Origin of the sequence: Streptomyces sp. NPDC046876, from assembly GCF_040645035.1 — a bacterium.
Taxonomy (GTDB): Bacteria; Actinomycetota; Actinomycetes; order Streptomycetales; family Streptomycetaceae; genus Streptomyces.
This window is the reverse complement of the sequence record NZ_JBEYXK010000062.1, coordinates 1-14,864: the sequence shown is the minus strand read 5'-3', so window position 1 is coordinate 14,864 and position 14,864 is coordinate 1. Positions and strand designations below refer to the sequence as shown.

Annotated in this window: 16 protein-coding genes; 7 read left to right on the top strand and 9 right to left on the bottom strand. The window is 73.6% G+C overall.

The window, feature by feature from the left end:
* Window positions 1-46 precede the first annotated feature (46 nt).
* The 7 genes from ABZ924_RS26370 to ABZ924_RS26340 form a co-directional block, all read right to left on the bottom strand.
* Complete coding sequence (locus tag ABZ924_RS26370) at window positions 47-1,036, bottom strand: hypothetical protein (protein ID WP_361914580.1); 990 nt, start codon at window positions 1,034-1,036, stop codon at window positions 47-49.
* 105 nt (window positions 1,037-1,141) lie between these two features.
* Window positions 1,142-2,446, bottom strand: a complete 1,305-nt coding sequence (locus tag ABZ924_RS26365) for an HD domain-containing protein (protein ID WP_361914577.1) — start codon at window positions 2,444-2,446, stop codon at window positions 1,142-1,144.
* Complete coding sequence (locus tag ABZ924_RS26360) at window positions 2,443-3,948, bottom strand: HD-GYP domain-containing protein (protein ID WP_361914574.1); 1,506 nt, start codon at window positions 3,946-3,948, stop codon at window positions 2,443-2,445. The genes ABZ924_RS26365 and ABZ924_RS26360 overlap by 4 nt, the downstream gene beginning before the upstream one ends.
* A 186-nt stretch (window positions 3,949-4,134) precedes the next feature.
* Window positions 4,135-4,437 (bottom strand): mycothiol system anti-sigma-R factor, encoded by a 303-nt coding sequence (gene rsrA / locus ABZ924_RS26355; protein WP_179172862.1) that lies wholly within the window; start codon window positions 4,435-4,437, stop codon window positions 4,135-4,137.
* The gene (locus tag ABZ924_RS26350; protein WP_361914643.1) at window positions 4,434-5,078 is read right to left on the bottom strand and encodes a sigma-70 family RNA polymerase sigma factor; all 645 of its coding nucleotides are present in this window, start codon (window positions 5,076-5,078) and stop codon (window positions 4,434-4,436) included. Before ABZ924_RS26350 ends, rsrA begins: the two co-directional genes overlap by 4 nt.
* A gap of 298 nt (window positions 5,079-5,376) precedes the next feature.
* Complete coding sequence (locus tag ABZ924_RS26345; RefSeq protein ID WP_361914571.1) at window positions 5,377-6,027, bottom strand: alpha/beta family hydrolase; 651 nt, start codon at window positions 6,025-6,027, stop codon at window positions 5,377-5,379.
* A 56-nt stretch (window positions 6,028-6,083) separates the two neighbouring features.
* Entirely contained in the window at window positions 6,084-6,902 is an 819-nt protein-coding gene (locus ABZ924_RS26340; RefSeq protein ID WP_361914568.1) for an SOS response-associated peptidase, read from the bottom strand.
* Window positions 6,903-6,955: 53 nt separating this feature from the next.
* Here ABZ924_RS26340 and ABZ924_RS26335 point away from each other — a divergent pair, with 53 nt between their 5' ends.
* The 4 genes from ABZ924_RS26335 (at window position 6,956) to ABZ924_RS26320 (ending at window position 10,518) form a co-directional block, all read left to right on the top strand.
* Window positions 6,956-7,669, top strand: coding sequence for a M50 family metallopeptidase (locus ABZ924_RS26335; RefSeq protein WP_361914566.1), 714 nt, complete (start codon window positions 6,956-6,958; stop codon window positions 7,667-7,669).
* A gap of 64 nt (window positions 7,670-7,733) precedes the next feature.
* A complete protein-coding gene (aroA, locus tag ABZ924_RS26330) occupies window positions 7,734-9,071 on the top strand; it encodes a 3-phosphoshikimate 1-carboxyvinyltransferase (RefSeq protein WP_361914564.1) in 1,338 nt (445 codons plus the stop codon).
* 9 nt (window positions 9,072-9,080) lie between these two features.
* A complete protein-coding gene (rsgA, locus tag ABZ924_RS26325) occupies window positions 9,081-10,091 on the top strand; it encodes a ribosome small subunit-dependent GTPase A (protein WP_361914561.1) in 1,011 nt (336 codons plus the stop codon).
* Window positions 10,092-10,194: 103 nt separating this feature from the next.
* Window positions 10,195-10,518 (top strand): multidrug efflux SMR transporter, encoded by a 324-nt coding sequence (locus ABZ924_RS26320; protein ID WP_361914558.1) that lies wholly within the window; start codon window positions 10,195-10,197, stop codon window positions 10,516-10,518.
* Here the strand turns inward: ABZ924_RS26320 and ABZ924_RS26315 are convergent.
* Entirely contained in the window at window positions 10,484-11,056 is a 573-nt protein-coding gene (locus ABZ924_RS26315; protein ID WP_361914555.1) for a TetR/AcrR family transcriptional regulator, read from the bottom strand. The two genes, ABZ924_RS26320 and ABZ924_RS26315, sit on opposite strands and share 35 nt — an antisense overlap.
* A 124-nt stretch (window positions 11,057-11,180) precedes the next feature.
* Between ABZ924_RS26315 and hisN the strand changes: the two genes are divergently transcribed.
* Complete coding sequence (gene hisN / locus ABZ924_RS26310; protein ID WP_361914552.1) at window positions 11,181-11,984, top strand: histidinol-phosphatase; 804 nt, start codon at window positions 11,181-11,183, stop codon at window positions 11,982-11,984.
* A gap of 206 nt (window positions 11,985-12,190) precedes the next feature.
* Entirely contained in the window at window positions 12,191-12,586 is a 396-nt protein-coding gene (locus tag ABZ924_RS26305) for a CBS domain-containing protein (protein ID WP_361914549.1), read from the top strand.
* 57 nt (window positions 12,587-12,643) lie between these two features.
* Here the strand turns inward: ABZ924_RS26305 and ABZ924_RS26300 are convergent, their stop codons facing one another.
* Window positions 12,644-14,095 (bottom strand): catalase, encoded by a 1,452-nt coding sequence (locus tag ABZ924_RS26300; RefSeq protein WP_361914546.1) that lies wholly within the window; start codon window positions 14,093-14,095, stop codon window positions 12,644-12,646.
* Between the two features lie 160 nt (window positions 14,096-14,255).
* On the opposite strand from ABZ924_RS26300, the gene ABZ924_RS26295 reads away from it, so the two are divergent.
* On the top strand, window positions 14,256-14,672 hold the full coding sequence (locus ABZ924_RS26295; RefSeq protein ID WP_361914543.1) for a Fur family transcriptional regulator: 417 nt from the start codon (window positions 14,256-14,258) through the stop codon (window positions 14,670-14,672).
* The last annotated feature ends 192 nt before the right edge of the window (window positions 14,673-14,864 follow it).

The window sequence follows — 14,864 nt, the reverse complement described above, 5'->3', positions numbered from 1 at the left end:
AAATCCACCCGTTCACCAATGTGCCGGTACAGCCTACGGTGCCGCGTCAGCAGACTTCTTCGAGATCCCGCCACTCCCGGGTGTCCGGGCTGTCGGCGACCCAGCCGTCGAGCAGGCCGCGCACCAGCCCGGCGGGCGCGGCGATGCCGCATTCGCGCTCCGGGACCCACAGCAGACCGGAGCCGGCCGTACGGTGCCCCAGCGGGCCGGGGTGGCCCGGTTCGCTGTGGTCGTGCGGATCCAGGTGCTCGCCGTCGCCCTCGCCGCTCGGCATGACGCTCTCCGAGCAGGTCCGGCACAGCAGCCGCACGGAGGAGGACCAGTCCTCGGCGGCGAAGCCCGCGTCGGAGGCCAGCTGCTCCAGGGCGTCGCGGTCCGCCTCGGAGGCCGCCTCCAGCAGCACCACCCAGGTCGGTACCGGGGACGGCGCCCACAGCTCGATCTCGTCGAAGACGGGGTACGAGGGCCCGGCCGCGGTGACCCGCTCGCCGTGCGGGACCCCGTCGTGCAGGACGACCTCGCCCCAGCGCCGCCCGGAGGACGGCAGCGGGATCGACAGCACCTCGATGCGGGCCGGGTCCAGCCGGCGGCCCCAGACCACCTCGGCCTCGCCCTCGGGCGACAGCCGGACGGCGGCGCTGCCGAGCTCCATGCCGACCGGTTCGCCGCCCTTGCCGTGCGGGTCGCCGGGGACCTTCAGCCCGTACGCCTGCCAGGCGCGCCGGGCCAGCGGCCAGTCCTGCAGCGCGGTGGCGGCGATGCCGACGTTCCACCAGTCCGGGGCGCCGGCCTCGCGGTCGAGCAGGGCCACGGCGCGCAGTCCGGCGGCCCGCGCCTGTTCCCAGTCGTGGCGGAACTTGTGCAGCAGCGCCAGGTTGAACCAGGACTCCGACAGCCAGGGCTCCAGGTCGGCGGCTCTGGTCAGCAGGGCGCCCGCGTCCTCGTACCGACCGTCGCCGATCAGCGTGAACGCGCGGTCGGTGGCCTGCCGCCACGAGGCGGAGGGCCGATGCCGTACCTTCCCGAAGATCCTCACGATTCCCGCCTGCTTGGGGACAACGGTGCAGCCTTGCGGACACCCACGGACGCTCCTACTGGCATCCAACCATGCCCGCTCGGACGGCCGCTCATTACCCATGGGTTACCCAGGTGGAACGGGAACAACTCTGTCACGTCCCCCCCTGGCCAGAACCCTTGCGAGGCATTCCACGACCTCCGGTTGGTAGTCGCGCCCGGTACCGAGCCGGAGCTGTTCCAGGGCGGCCAGTGAGCCGCCCGGGTGACGGGACCCGCCGGCCAGGTCGTCGTACGCGTTGACCGCGCGCACGATGCGTGCGGCGACGGGCTGCTCCCGGTAGGGGTCCGCCTGCCGCTCCACCACGACGGCGACCTCGGCGGGCACCCCGGTCTGCCGGGCCACCTCCGCGCCGAGCCCGGCGATCCGGCGGGCCTCGGCCGCGGGCAGATGGGCGGTGGCGCCGCCCGGGACCGGGTCGACGAGGGACAGCTGGCCGATGTCGTGCATGAGCGCGGCGTACTCCAGCACCCTGAGCTCCCGCTGCGACAGCCCCAGCTCCCGGCCGACGGCGCAGCTCAGCTCGGCGACCCGGCGGGCGTGGCCGGGGCGGGTGCAGCCGGCGATCTCGGTGGCGCGGGCCAGGGAGGTGATGGTCTGGCGGTAGGCGGTGCGGACCTCGGCGATCCGGTGGAAGGACAGCTGGGCCAGCAGCAGCGGCACGCAGAAGACGGGCAGCGCCCACAGCCCCGCGGCGGCCGCGCCGAGGGCCGTCACGGCGGCGGTGGCGCCGATCGCCGAGCCGATGCCCGGCCGGGCGCGCAGCTCGTCGCGCAGCAGCGGCCCGTACGGCCGGCCCGGGCGGGCCCGGGCCGTGGCGGCGGCGAGCACGGCGTCGCACAGGGCGGTCAGGAGCAGCACCAGGACGAGGTGGAGGACCACCCCGGGGCCTGGGCCGAGCCACTGCTCGAGGCGTCCGGCGTTGTGCAGCGGCCGGCAGCAGGCGGCGGCGAAGGCGACGGTGAGGACGTGGCGGGCCAGGTGGTCGGCGGCGGGCCCGCGGCCCCGGGCGATGTGCGGGACGATCCCGACCAGCGCGGCGGCCACGACGACCGCCACGGTCTGGAGCACCCCGTGGTGGGCGGGCTGCGCCGCGTCCCGGCCGAGCAGGGCGTACGCGAGGGCCGCGGCGGCGCCGAGCGGCGCGGGCCGGCGGTCCTCGGCCGCCGGCTGCCCGGGTCCGGGGCCGCGGACGGCCGGGGTGTCACGGCGGGCGAGCTCGCCGAGGGCGATCAGGGCGCCGAAGGCCGTCGCGGTGCCGGGCTCGACCAGGCCGTGCCACAGGGTGTGCCCGAGCCCCGCCGCGGCCAGCACCGCGGCGGCCGCGCGCACGGCCCGGGGGGCGGCGCCCGTGGCGCCCGCGCCGCTCACGGGCCGTCGCCGCCCTCGGCCGCGGCGGCCGGGGCGGCCTTCCGGCCCTGCGCGGCCTCCCGGGGCTGCGCGGCCTCCCGGGGCTGCGCGGCCTCCCGGGGCTGCGCGGGTATCCCGGGCAGGGCGGAGGTGCCGGGCGCGGCCGGCGGGAGGTCGGCGTCGGCGGTGACCACCGGATGCCAGCCGTACCGGCCCACTGCGTCGACCAGCGCCCGCACCATGGCCGGGTCGAACTGGGCCCCCGCACACCGCTCCAGCTCGGCCAGCGCGGCCGGCACCGGCCGGGCCCGGCTGTAGGAGCGGGTCGAGGTCATCGCGTCGAAGGCGTCGGCGACCGCCACCACCCGGGCCGCCACCGGGATCTGCTCGCCGGTCAGCCCGTAGGGGTAGCCGGATCCGTCGACCCGCTCGTGGTGGTGCAGGATCGCCGCGCGGGCCTCGCCGAGGAAGCCGATGCCGCGGACCATCTCGTGCCCGTACTCGGGGTGCAGTTCGATGACGCGGCGCTCCTGCGGCGTCAGCGGCCCGGCCTTGCGCAGCAGCCGGGTGGGGACGCCGAGTTTGCCGATGTCGTGCAGGATCCCGGCGATGCGGACGGTCTCCAGCCGGTCCCCCGTCATGCCCAGTTCGCGGGCGATCATCGCGGAGGCCTGGCCGACGCGCTCGCCGTGGCCGCGCGTGTAGCGGTCCTTGATGTCGACGGCCTGGACCAGTGCCCGGACCGTGGCCTGGTGGGCCGCCCGCTCGCGGTGGTACCGGCCGAGGACCCGGGCGGAGACGTACAGGGGCAGCAGGACGAGCAGAGCGGCGGGGAGCCCGTAGGGGCTGCGCCACAGGACGGCCATCATCAGCCCGGCGACGCCCTGCACGCAGTACGGGCCCAGGGACCGGGAGAGCAGCCCGCGCCAGGCGCTCCGCGCGGGCCGGCGCTCCGCGGCGGCGAGGACGGCCCCGTCGAGGGCGGTCAGGACGAGGCAGAAGGCGGCGGCCGCGGCCGCCGCCGGAAGCAGGGCGTACGGGAAGTCGGCGGTCACCGGGGCGGCCGGATCCGTGCCGCCGGGCAGCGCGGCCGGTCCGCCGAGCAGCGCGAAGGTCCATCCCGCCGCCCAGGCGGCGACGGCCTGCTGGGCTGCGTGCCAGATCCGGCGCACCGCGGCGGCGGGCCGGCCCGCCGGCCCCGCGAGCCCGCCGGGCAGTGCGGTGAGCGCGGCGGCGGCCGGGGGCAGCAGGAAGACGGCGGCGAGCAGCACGGGGAAGAAGGGGCCGGTGCCCTCGGGGGCACCCCCGGCGCGGCGGCCCGGCAGGGGGCGGGCACGGGCCAGCTCGCAGCCGAGGCAGAGCAGCGCGAGCACCGCGGCGGACGGCCGGAAGGCGGCGGGGGCGGAGGTGGCAGCGGTGGCGGCGGCCGTGGCGGGGTCGAGGAGGACCGGGGCGGCGCAGGCGAGGGCCGCGAGGACGGTGCACAGCACGAGGCCGCGCGCTGCCGGGGGCAGTTCCCGCATGGCGCTCTCCTCCCCTGGGCGGTGGAAGCCGCTACCGGCAACGCACCGGTACCGAAGGGGGAGAATAGGTGGGCCCCTCCCGTGAAGTGGGGCACATTTTCGTACGGGGCCATACGGGCACCCCCGGATTAGCACCTTCGGGTGAACGAAGGGCACTTCCGGGGGTGGTTGTTCGATCGGCCGGGATCAGCCCGCTGCGGGGTCCGCGGTGACGTCGTGGTCGGGCACGGCCTGCCCGGAACGGATCAGCTCGATCCGCCCCATCACCTTGGAGCGAAGATCGCTCGGCACGTCGTCCGAGCCGCAGCAACGCTTCACCAGCTTCTTCACGGCCTGCTCCAGGCCGTACTTCTCCAGACAGGGGTTGCACTCGCCGAAGTGCGTCTCGAACTTCGTGCAGTCGCTGTCCGGCATCTCGTGGTCCAGGAACTCGTAGAGGTGGTCAAGTACCTCCGAGCACTCCGTCTCGTGCGGCTCTCCGCAGCTCATGAGCCCGAGCCTTTCAGGTCGTTCGACTCTCCCGCGCCGGCGGGGACCAGCCCGCGCTCGCGGGCATAGTCCTCCAGCATTCCGCGGAGTTGACGGCGGCCACGGTGCAGTCGCGACATGACCGTACCGATGGGTGTACCCATGATGTCCGCGATCTCCTTGTACGCAAACCCTTCTACGTCGGCAAGATAGACCGCGATGCGGAACTCCTCCGGAATGGCCTGCAGCGCTTCCTTCACATCCGAATCGGGCAGGTGGTCGAGCGCCTGCGACTCGGCGGAACGCAGTCCCGTCGACATGTGCGACTCGGCGCGCGCCAGCTGCCAGTCCTCGATCTCCTCCGCGGCGCTGCGCTGCGGCTCGCGCTGCTTCTTGCGGTAGGAGTTGATGAACGTGTTGGTCAGAATGCGGTACAGCCACGCCTTGAGGTTGGTGCCCTCGCGGAACTGGTGGAAGGACGCGTACGCCTTGGCATACGTCTCCTGGACCAGGTCCTCGGCGTCGGCCGGATTGCGCGTCATGCGCAGCGCGGCCGAGTACATCTGGTCGAGGTAGCCGAGGGCGTCCCGCTCGAAGCGCGCGTTGCGCTCGGCGGACGTCTCCTCCGCGTGGCCTTCGTCGGTCCCAGCGACAGGACCCACCTCCTCCGACTGCGTGACGGCTCCGAAAGCGGACCCGCTCGAATCGGAGAATAGTCGACCTTCCCGGCCCTCCGCCGCCCGGAGCGTGCTGCGCCGCGGCCCGGGCAGGACCGTCCACTCCAGCCCCTCGGCCTGCGGACGGTTCTGGCTGATGACCTGGGTCATGCGCTTCCCACTCCTCCGACGCGATCCCTGCGTTCCGACATCCGGCACAACACCGGGAGTCGGCCCCGGCATTCCCGGGCGGGGCCGGGGCGGTGCGCAGTCCGTCACATCGGGCGGGACCGGGCCGGCCGGATCACGGGGACAGCCGGTCCAGCCAGGCGGCGACCGCGTCCGTGATCACGGTGAGGGTCTGCTCCGGGGTCACCCCGGCCTTCTTCGGGACCGCGAAGCCGTGGTCGGCCTCCGGCACCTCGACGAGCTCGTACGGGGTCTGCGCGGTCGGCGGCGGGAACTCCGCGGGCCGGCCGAAGGGGTCGCGCCCGCCCTGGACGACGAGAGCGGGCCGCCCGGCCCCGGTGAGCTCCTCGGCCCGGGACTTCTCGGGCTTGCCCGGCGGGTGCAGCGGGAAGGAGAGCGCGAGCACGGCGGCCGCGTCGAGCTCGGCGGCGGTCCGGCAGGCCACCCGGGCCCCGGCGCTGCGCCCGCCGGCCACGACCGGCAGGCCCGGCTTCGCCAGCGCGGGCCACAGGCCCCGCCAGCCGTCGTCCAGCACCTTGGGCGCGGCGGCCACCTTCTTGCCGGCGACCCGCCACGGCTGCTCGACCAGGGCCACCGTGATGCCGCGGGGCGGCAGGGCGGCGGCCAGCGCCTGCAGGTCGCGGGCCTCGATGCCGCCGCCTGCGCCGTGGCCGAGGGCGAGGACGAGCCGGGCGCCGCGGGCGGTGTGCCAGGTGATGCGGGCCGGGCCCGCGGGGGTGTCGAGGCTCTGGGTGCGCGTGGTCATGGCCCCATCCTGCCGGGGCCGGAAGTCGGAAGCCGGAAGCCGGAAGCCGGAAGGAGCTAGAAGAGGGTGCCCTCTTCCGGCGCGGCCAGTTCCTGGAGCAGCTCGGGGCCGTTGTTGCGTACGTTGCTCACGGCGGTGGAGACCGGGAAGGCGCGCATCAGCCCGCCCGGCGGGGGCGCGAGCAGCTGCTGCAGGGAGCCCTCGGTGTCGGTGTTCGCCGGGTCCAGCCAGGCGTCCCAGCGGTCCGGGGTGAGCATGAGCGGCATCCGGGGGTGGATCTCGGACAGGGAGCGCGGCCCGTCGGCGGGGGCGGCGGCGAGCGGTCCGGTCTCGGCCTCGGCGGTGATCACCGAGCAGGTCGCCCACCAGGCCTGCGGGTGCTGGTCCGGCAGGGTCCGGTCGCGCCAGAACTCGTATATGCCGGCCATGGCGAAGACGGACCCGTCGGCGGGCAGGACGAAGTAGGGCTGTTTGCGCGCCCGCTTCTTCCTGCCCTCGACCTCCAGGCGCCGCTCGTCGTGTGCGGTGACCCACTCGTAGTAGCCGTCGGCGGGGATGATGCAGCGGCGCTGCGCGAAGGGGCGGCGGAAGGACGGCTTCTCGGCCAGGGTCTCGGACCGGGCGTTGATCATCCGGGCTGCACCGTCGGGGTTCTGGGCCCAGGAAGGCACCAGGCCCCACCTCAGGACGCGCAGCTGGCGAACCGGACGCGGGCTCGCGGCGTCTTTGAGGGGGCGGTCCAGGACGACGTGGACCTGCTTGGTCGGCGCCACGTTGAAATCGGGGGCCAGGCACTCCTCCGGCTCCCACCGCTCGACGCCGAAGGCCTCGGCCAGGTCCTCGGGGCCGCGACTGGCTGCATACCGTCCGCACATGGCTGCCACACTGCCATGTCCCCCCGTCTCCACCGCAAGGAGTCCGCCACCCTATGGACAGCACCACCCCGGCCGGCCTGTGGGACCGGCTCACCGGCATACAGACCCCGCCGGCCCTGTGGCTCGTGGTCGCGACGGGCCTGGCCGCGCTGGCCGTCGTCGCGCCGCACCCGGTCTGGCGGGTCTCCCGCAACGCGATCACCATCGCCCACGAGGGCGGCCACGGTCTGCTGGCCCTGCTCACTGGCCGGCGCCTGCAGGGGATCCGGCTGCACTCGGACACCAGCGGCGTCACCCTCACCCACGGCAGGGCGACCGGCCCGGGGATGGTGCTGATGCTCGCCGCCGGCTACATGGCGCCGCCGCTGCTCGGGCTCGGCGGGGCCGCGCTGCTGTCGGCGCACCGGATCACGGTGCTGCTGTGGGCGGCGACCGCGCTGCTGCTCGCGCTGCTGGTGATGGTCCGCAACGCGTGGGGCCTGCTGACGGTGGTGCTGACGGGCGGCACCTTCGTGGCGGCGTCCTGGCTCGCCTCCGCCGAGGTCCAGGCGGTCTTCGCGTACGCGGTGGTGTGGTTCCTGCTGCTGGGCGGGGTCCGGCCGGTCTTCGAGCTGGGCGCGCAGCGCCGGCACGGCGCGGCCCCGGAGTCGGACGCGGATCAGCTGGGGCGGCTGACCCACACCCACCCGGTGGTGTGGCTGCTGCTGTTCCACGTGGTCTCGCTGTGCTCGCTCATCGGCGGCGGGCGCTGGCTTCTCACCCTCTGAGACCGTGCCGCGGGCGCGGCTCGAACACGATGGGGGCTGCAACGGAGCCACTAAAGTGGTGGCCATGACCGAGACCCCCGCGCTCCCTTCCCTCTGGCCTGCCCCGCACGCCGACGGAACCGTCCACGCCACCGTCACCGTGCCCGGGTCGAAGTCGGTCACCAACCGCGCCCTCGTGCTCGCCGCGCTGGCCGCCGAGCCGGGCTGGGTGCGCCGCCCGCTGCGCTCGCGCGACTCCCAGCTGATGTCGGACGCGCTGCGCGCGATGGGCGTCGGCATCGAGGAGACCGCGTCCTCCAGCTCGCGCGGCGGCGACGGCGGCGAGGCCTGGCGGATCATCCCGGCGGCCCTGCACGGCCCGGCCACCGTGGACGTCGGCAACGCCGGCACGGTCATGCGCTTCCTGCCCCCGGTCGCCACCCTCGCCTCCGGCGACATCCGCTTCGACGGCGACCCGCGCTCCTACGAGCGCCCGCTCGGCCAGGTCATCCAGGCCCTGCGGGGCCTGGGCGCCCGCATCGACGACGAGGGCCGGGGCGCGCTGCCCCTGACCGTCCAGGGCGGCGGGGCGCTGGAGGGCGGCTCGGTGGAGCTCGACGCGAGCAACTCCTCGCAGTTCGTCTCGGCGCTGCTGCTCTCGGCCCCGCGCTTCAACCAGGGCGTGGAGGTCCGCCACGTGGGCGCGACCCTGCCGTCGATGCCGCACATCCGGATGACGGTGGAGATGCTGCGGGCGGCGGGCGCCCAGGTCGACACCCCCGAGGCGGGCGGCGAGCCGAACGTGTGGCGGGTCGCGCCGAGCGCGCTGCTGGGCCGCGACATGGTGGTCGAGCCGGACCTGTCCAACGCGCAGCCGTTCATGGCCGCGGCCCTGATCACCGGCGGCACGGTCACCGTTCCGGACTGGCCGCGCCGCACCACGCAGCCCGGCGACGAGCTGCGGCGGATCTTCACGGAGATGGGCGGCTCCTGCGAGTTGACGGACTCGGGGCTGGTTTTCACCGGCAGCGGCAAGATCCACGGCATCGACGTGGACCTGCGCGAGGTCGGCGAGCTGACCCCCGGCATCGCGGCCGTCGCGGCGCTGGCCGACTCCCCGTCCACCCTGCGCGGCGTGGCGCACCTGCGCCTGCACGAGACGGACCGGCTGGCGGCGCTGACCGCGGAGATCAACGGGCTCGGCGGCGACGTCACCGAGACCGAGGACGGCCTGCACATCCGGCCGCGCCCGCTGCACGGCGGCGTCTTCCACACCTACGACGACCACCGGATGGCCACCGCGGGCGCGGTGATCGGCTTGGCCGTGGAGGGCGTGCAGATCGAGAACGTGGCGACCACCGCGAAGACCCTGCCGGACTTCCCGAGGATGTGGACGGACATGCTCGCGGGCTCGGGAGCGTAGGGCAGCGTCATGCGCAGGTACGGCAAGCACACCGACGAGGACGACATCCGCTCCCGCCCCAACCCCAAGGGCAACCGGCCGCGGACCAGCAAGCGGCCCAAGCACGAGGACGCCGCAGAGGGGTTCGTCCTGACGGTCGACCGGGGTCGGCTGACCTGTCTGGTGGAGGACCGCACGGTCGTCGCCATGAAGGCCCGCGAGCTGGGCCGCAAGGCGGCCGTGGTCGGCGACCGGGTCTGGCTCGTCGGCGACCTGTCCGGCAACAAGGACACCCTGGCGCGGATCGTGCGGATCGAGGAGCGCAAGTCGGTCCTGCGGCGCACCGCCGACGACGACGACCCGTACGAGCGGGTGGTCGTCGCCAACGCCGACCAGCTGGCGATCGTCACGGCGCTGGCCGACCCGGAGCCGCGGCCCCGGATGATCGACCGCTGTCTGGTGGCCGCGTACGACGCGGGGCTGGAGCCGCTGCTGGTGCTGACCAAGTCGGACCTGACCTCCCCGGACAAGATCCTGGAGATCTACGCGACGCTGGGCGTGAACTACGTGGTGACCAACCGCGAGGAGCTCGCCGCCGGGGACGCGGCGGAGCGGGTGCGCGAGCGGCTGACCGGCCGGATCACCGCGTTCGTCGGCCATTCGGGCGTCGGCAAGACCACGTTGGTGAACTCGCTGGTCGGCGAGGGCCGCCAGCGCGCCACCGGCCACGTCAACGCGGTGACGGGCCGCGGCCGGCACACCACGACCTCGGCGCTGGCGCTGCCGCTGCCCTCCGGGGACGGCTGGGTCATCGACACCCCGGGCGTGCGCTCGTTCGGCCTGCACCACGTGGACCCCTCCCGGGTGATCCTGGCCTTCCCGGACCTGGTCCCCGGTACGGAGGACTGTCCGCGCGCGTGCAGCCACGACGAGCCGGACTGCGCGCTCGACGCGTGGGTGGCGGACGGCCATGCGGATCCCGCCCGGCTGTTCTCGCTGCGGCGGCTGCTGGGGACGCGGGAGCGCCGCGAGGGGGACTGACCCTCCGGCACCGGTTCGAGCGGGTTTGCCGAGCGCATCGTCGGGCTAAATGCTTAATCGCACCGTGTGACGCGATGTCACCTGACGCGGGGAGGCATTCGCCATGGCGTGGCTGCTGGTCGTCGCCGCCGGACTGCTGGAGACCGGTTTCGCGGTCTGCCTCAAGCTGTCCCACGGGTTCACCCGCCTGTGGCCGACGATCGCCTTCGCCGCCTTCGCCCTCGGCAGCTTCGGCCTGCTGACCCTGGCCCTGAAGAAGCTGGACGTCGGGCCGGCGTACGCGGTGTGGACGGGCATCGGGGCCGCCGGCACGGCCATCTACGGCATGGTCTTCCTCGGCGACCTGGTCTCCACCCTCAAGCTCGTCTCGATCTCGCTGGTCATCCTGGGCGTCATCGGCCTCCAGCTGTCCGGCTCGGCTCACTGACCAGCCGCAGCAGCCCCATCAGCTCCGCGAGCCCCTGCTCCTCGGCCGGGGCTATCACGTACGACAGCGCGAGGCGCACGGCGAGCTCGCAGCGCTGCGCCCCCTCCGCCGCGGCGAGCGCGGCCGCGGCCCGGTCGCGCACGGCCCGGGCCAGGTCCCCGGGCCCCGGCGCGGGCACCCCGGGCCGGGCACCCCGGCCGGGCGGCACGGGCAGGTTCCCGTCCCAGCTGCCCGTCAGCAGGGCCCGTACGAGCGGACGGGCGCGGGCGGCCCGCACGGTCCACTCCGCGACCGAGGCGAGGCGCTCGCCGCTGCCGGCCGGGGAGCGCAGGACCCGGTCCACGCCGTCGAGGTACCAGTCGGCCTCGCGGCGCACCAGGGCGCGGCCCAGCCCCGCCTTGCCGCCGAACTCGTTGTAGAGGGTCTGCCGGGACACGCCGGCGGCGGCCGCGACGTCGACCATCCGCACGGACGGCCAGGGGCGCGCCAAGAGCGCCACTCCCGCCGCTTCCAGCAAGGACTCCCGGGCTGCCGGCATCTGTGCCTCCCCGCTCGACTCCCCCGCCAGGATTTGACGGACCGCCAGATCCTGTCAAGGGCGCCTCGGGGTCGCACTGTGGACGGCGTTCGCCCGCCCTGCGCCGTCCCGATACTGTTCGGCCATGCCCGACTATGACGATGACCTGCGCCTCGCCCTCGAACTCGCCGACGCGGCGGACGACGTCACCATGCAGCGCTTCCGCGCCCTGGACCTGAAGGTCGAGACGAAGCCGGACATGACCCCGGTGAGCGAGGCGGACCGGGCGGCCGAGGAGGCCGTGCGGGCGGGGATCGAGGCCGCGCGGCCGGCCGACGCCATCCTCGGCGAGGAGTACGGCCTGAAGGGCAGCGGCCCGCGCCGCTGGGTGGTGGACCCGATCGACGGCACGAAGAACTACGTGCGCGGCGTCCCGGTCTGGGCGACGCTGATCTCCCTGATGGAGGAGGGCACGGACGGGGTCTTCCGGCCGGTGGTGGGCGTGGTCTCGGCTCCGGCGCTGGGCCGCCGCTGGTGGGCGGCGCAGGGCTCCGGCGCGTACGCCGGGGGTGCGCTGGGCGAGCCGACGCGGATCGGCGTGTCGCAGGTGGGTTCGCTGGGGGACGCCTCGTTCGCGTACTCCTCGCTGAGCGGCTGGGAGGAGCAGGGCCGGCTGGAGGGCTTCCTGGACCTGACGCGGCAGTGCTGGCGCACGCGCGGCTACGGGGACTTCTGGCCGTACATGATGGTCGCGGAGGGCTCGCTCGACCTGTGTGCGGAGCCGGAGTTGAACCTGTGGGACATGGCGGCGATCGCGGCCGTGGTGCAGGAGGCGGGCGGCCGGTTCACCAGCCTGGACGGGGTGGACGGCGTCCACGGCGGGAACGCGGCGGCCTCGAACGGATTGCTGCACGACGAGATGCTGGGCTACCTGCGCCCCCGCGCCTGAGACGGCCGCCGGGCCTGCGCCCGGACAACCGGGTGCGCCCTCTTGATGACCCTCCGTGGCCGTGGGAATCTGAGAATCCTCCGCTTGTGCGCTTGTGAAGGCCTTCTCTAAGTCCCGGCCCTCCGGTCCTTCCGGACCTGCCGGGACGGCCTGCACGCCGTGCACCCCACCCGGGCGGAGGGACACCCCAGGAGGTGGCTCTCTTCATGATCGTCCGTGACGCCATGAGCACCGTGATCCTCACCCTCGGCCCCGCACACACCCTCCGCCAGGCGGCCTGCCTGATGTCCGGCCGCCGGGTCGGCGCAGCCGTCGTCCTCGACCCCGACCACAGCGGCATCGGCATCCTGACCGAACGGGACATCCTCAACTCCCTCGGCGCGGGACACGACCCCGACCGGGAGTCCGTGGGCGCGCACACCACCAACAACGTCGTGTTCTGCACCCCGCAGGCCACCCTCCAGGAGGCCGCCGAGGCCATGGCCCACGGCGGCTTCCGGCATCTGATCGTGCTGGAGCACGGCGGACCCGTGGGCATCGTGTCCGTCCGCGACATCATCCGCTGCTGGGTGCCGGCCCGGCGCAGCACCGTGGCGGCATAGCCGGAAGGGCCGGACCCCCGACGGGGGTCCGGCCCTTCAGCTCTCGGCGAGCAGCGGTCAGCCGCGGAGGGCCTGGACCGCGACCTGGAGCCGCTTGCCGAAGTCGCCGTCCGCCTGGCGGAAGTTGTCGATGGCGCGCTCGGCGATGTCCTCACGGGAGACCTGGGCGATGAACCCGGCCAGGTTCTCGATCAGACGGCCCTTCTCGTCCTCGGACATCAGGCGGTAGAGGTTGCCCGCCTGGACGAAGTCGTCGTCCTCGGAGTGGACGGGCGCCGCGTGGTCGCCGGTGGCGCCGGAGACCGGGGTCGGCTGCCACAGCGGGCGGTCGATCTGGTGCGGGCCGCCGAAGCTGTTCGGCTCGTAGTTCTTCGCGCCCTTGTGGCGGCCGTCGTAGAGGAAGCCGTCGCGGGAGTTGGTGCGCGCCTCGGTGGCGTGCGGGCGGTTCACCGGCAGGTGGTCGGCGTTGATGCCGACGCGGTAGCGGTGGGCGTCGCCGTAGGCGAAGAGGCGGCCCTGGAGCATCTTGTCCGGGGACGGGCCGATGCCGGGCACGAAGTGCGCCGGGCTGAAGATCGACTGCTCGACCTCGGCGAATATGTTCTCCGGGTTGCGGTTGAGCTCCAGCTTGCCGATCTCGATCGGCGGGTAGTCCTCGTGCGGCCACACCTTGGTGAGGTCGAACGGGTTGAAGCGGTAGGTCGCCGCGTCGGCCGCCGGCATGATCTGGACCTGGACGGTCCAGGTCGGGAACTCGCCGCGCTCGATGGCCTCGCGCAGGTCGCGCTGGTGGCTGTCGGGGTCCTCGCCGGCGAGCCGGTTGGCCTCGGCCTGGGTGAGGTTCTTGATGCCCTGGTCGGTCTTGAAGTGGTACTTGACCCAGAAGACCTCGCCGGCCTCGTTGTTCCACTGGAACGTGTGCGAGCCGTAGCCGTTCATGTGGCGGTACGAGGCGGGGATGCCGCGGTCGCCGAACAGCCAGGTCACCTGGTGGGTGGACTCGGGCGACAGGCTCCAGAAGTCCCAGACGTTGTCCGCCTCGGTCGAGCCGGTGTACGGGTCGCGCTTCTGGGTGTGGATGAAGTCGGGGAACTTGATGGCGTCCTTGATGAAGAACACCGGGGTGTTGTTGCCGACGAGGTCGTAGTTGCCCTCTTCGGTGTAGAACTTCAGCGCCCAGCCGCGGGGGTCGCGCACGGCGTCGGCGGCACCGAGGTTGCCCGCGACGGTGGAGAAGCGCAGGAACGTTTCGGTCTGCTTGCCGACCTCGGAGAGGAACGCGGCGCGGGTGTACTGCGTGACGTCCGCGGTCACCGTGAAGGTGCCGTACGCGCCGGCGCCGCGGGCGTGCACGACGCGCTCCGGGATGCGCTCGCGGTTGAAGTGGGCGAGCTTCTCGAGCAGCAGCTGGTCCTGGACGAGGACGGGGCCTCCGACGCCGGCGGTCTCGCTGTTCTGGTTGTCGGCGACCGGAGCCCCGGCCTCCGTGGTGAGCGGTCCCTGCGTCACGTGCGCCTCCTGCGTCTTTGGTGCCATGCCGTGCATGTCTGTCCTGTCCTTGGCCTTTGCCGTACTCGATCCTACGATGGACTTTGTCTAAGTCAAGCAAGCATCCAAGTCCACACGTGATCGGGAGTTACACCCGGTCCCTCACTGTTAGGCTGGTGCCATGAGTGACCTGCTGGAACGACTTCGCGAACGCGGATGGCGCATGACCGCACAGCGGCGCGTGGTGGCGGAGGTGCTCGACGGTGACCACGTGCACCTGACGGCGGACGAGGTCCACGCGCGCGCGGTGGACAAGCTGCCCGAGATCTCCCGGGCGACCGTCTACAACACCCTGGGCGAGCTCGTGTCCCTCGGCGAGGTCCTGGAGGTCTCCACGGACCGACGGGCCAAGCGGTACGACCCGAACGCCCACCGGCCCCACCAGCACCTGGTGTGCGCCCAGTGCGGCGCGATCCGCGACGTGCACCCGGCGGGCAACCCGCTGGCCGACCTGCCGGACGGCGAACGGTTCGGCTTCGTGGTCTCGGCGGTCGAGGTCACCTACCGCGGCGTGTGCCCGGAGTGCGCGGGCGCGTAGGAACGAAAACGAACGGCAAGGGCCGGATCCGCTGGATCCGGCCCTTGCCGCATGCGCGGGCCCGGCCGGCCGGTCGCCACCGGCCCCGGTCCCGGGGAAACGCCGAAGGCCCGGATCCAGAGGATCCGGGCCTTCGGTCTTCAGTAGCGGGGACAGGATTTGAACCTGCGACCTCTGGGTTATGAGCCCAGC

What these genes read in the sequence shown, in the direction of transcription:
- ABZ924_RS26360 (WP_361914574.1), bottom strand. Translation starts at nt 3,948, where the DNA reads ATGCGGGAACTGCCCCCGGCAGCGCGCGGCCTCGTGCTGTGCACCGTC.
- ABZ924_RS26340 (WP_361914568.1), bottom strand. Translation starts at nt 6,902, where the DNA reads ATGTGCGGACGGTATGCAGCCAGTCGCGGCCCCGAGGACCTGGCCGAG.
- ABZ924_RS26345 (WP_361914571.1), bottom strand. Translation starts at nt 6,027, where the DNA reads ATGACCACGCGCACCCAGAGCCTCGACACCCCCGCGGGCCCGGCCCGC.
- ABZ924_RS26320 (WP_361914558.1), top strand. Translation starts at nt 10,195, where the DNA reads ATGGCGTGGCTGCTGGTCGTCGCCGCCGGACTGCTGGAGACCGGTTTC.
- ABZ924_RS26315 (WP_361914555.1), bottom strand. Translation starts at nt 11,056, where the DNA reads ATGCCGGCAGCCCGGGAGTCCTTGCTGGAAGCGGCGGGAGTGGCGCTC.
- ABZ924_RS26305 (WP_361914549.1), top strand. Translation starts at nt 12,191, where the DNA reads ATGATCGTCCGTGACGCCATGAGCACCGTGATCCTCACCCTCGGCCCC.
- ABZ924_RS26335 (WP_361914566.1), top strand. Translation starts at nt 6,956, where the DNA reads ATGGACAGCACCACCCCGGCCGGCCTGTGGGACCGGCTCACCGGCATA.
- rsgA (WP_361914561.1), top strand. Translation starts at nt 9,081, where the DNA reads ATGCGCAGGTACGGCAAGCACACCGACGAGGACGACATCCGCTCCCGC.
- hisN (WP_361914552.1), top strand. Translation starts at nt 11,181, where the DNA reads ATGCCCGACTATGACGATGACCTGCGCCTCGCCCTCGAACTCGCCGAC.
- rsrA (WP_179172862.1), bottom strand. Translation starts at nt 4,437, where the DNA reads ATGAGCTGCGGAGAGCCGCACGAGACGGAGTGCTCGGAGGTACTTGAC.
- aroA (WP_361914564.1), top strand. Translation starts at nt 7,734, where the DNA reads ATGACCGAGACCCCCGCGCTCCCTTCCCTCTGGCCTGCCCCGCACGCC.
- ABZ924_RS26295 (WP_361914543.1), top strand. Translation starts at nt 14,256, where the DNA reads ATGAGTGACCTGCTGGAACGACTTCGCGAACGCGGATGGCGCATGACC.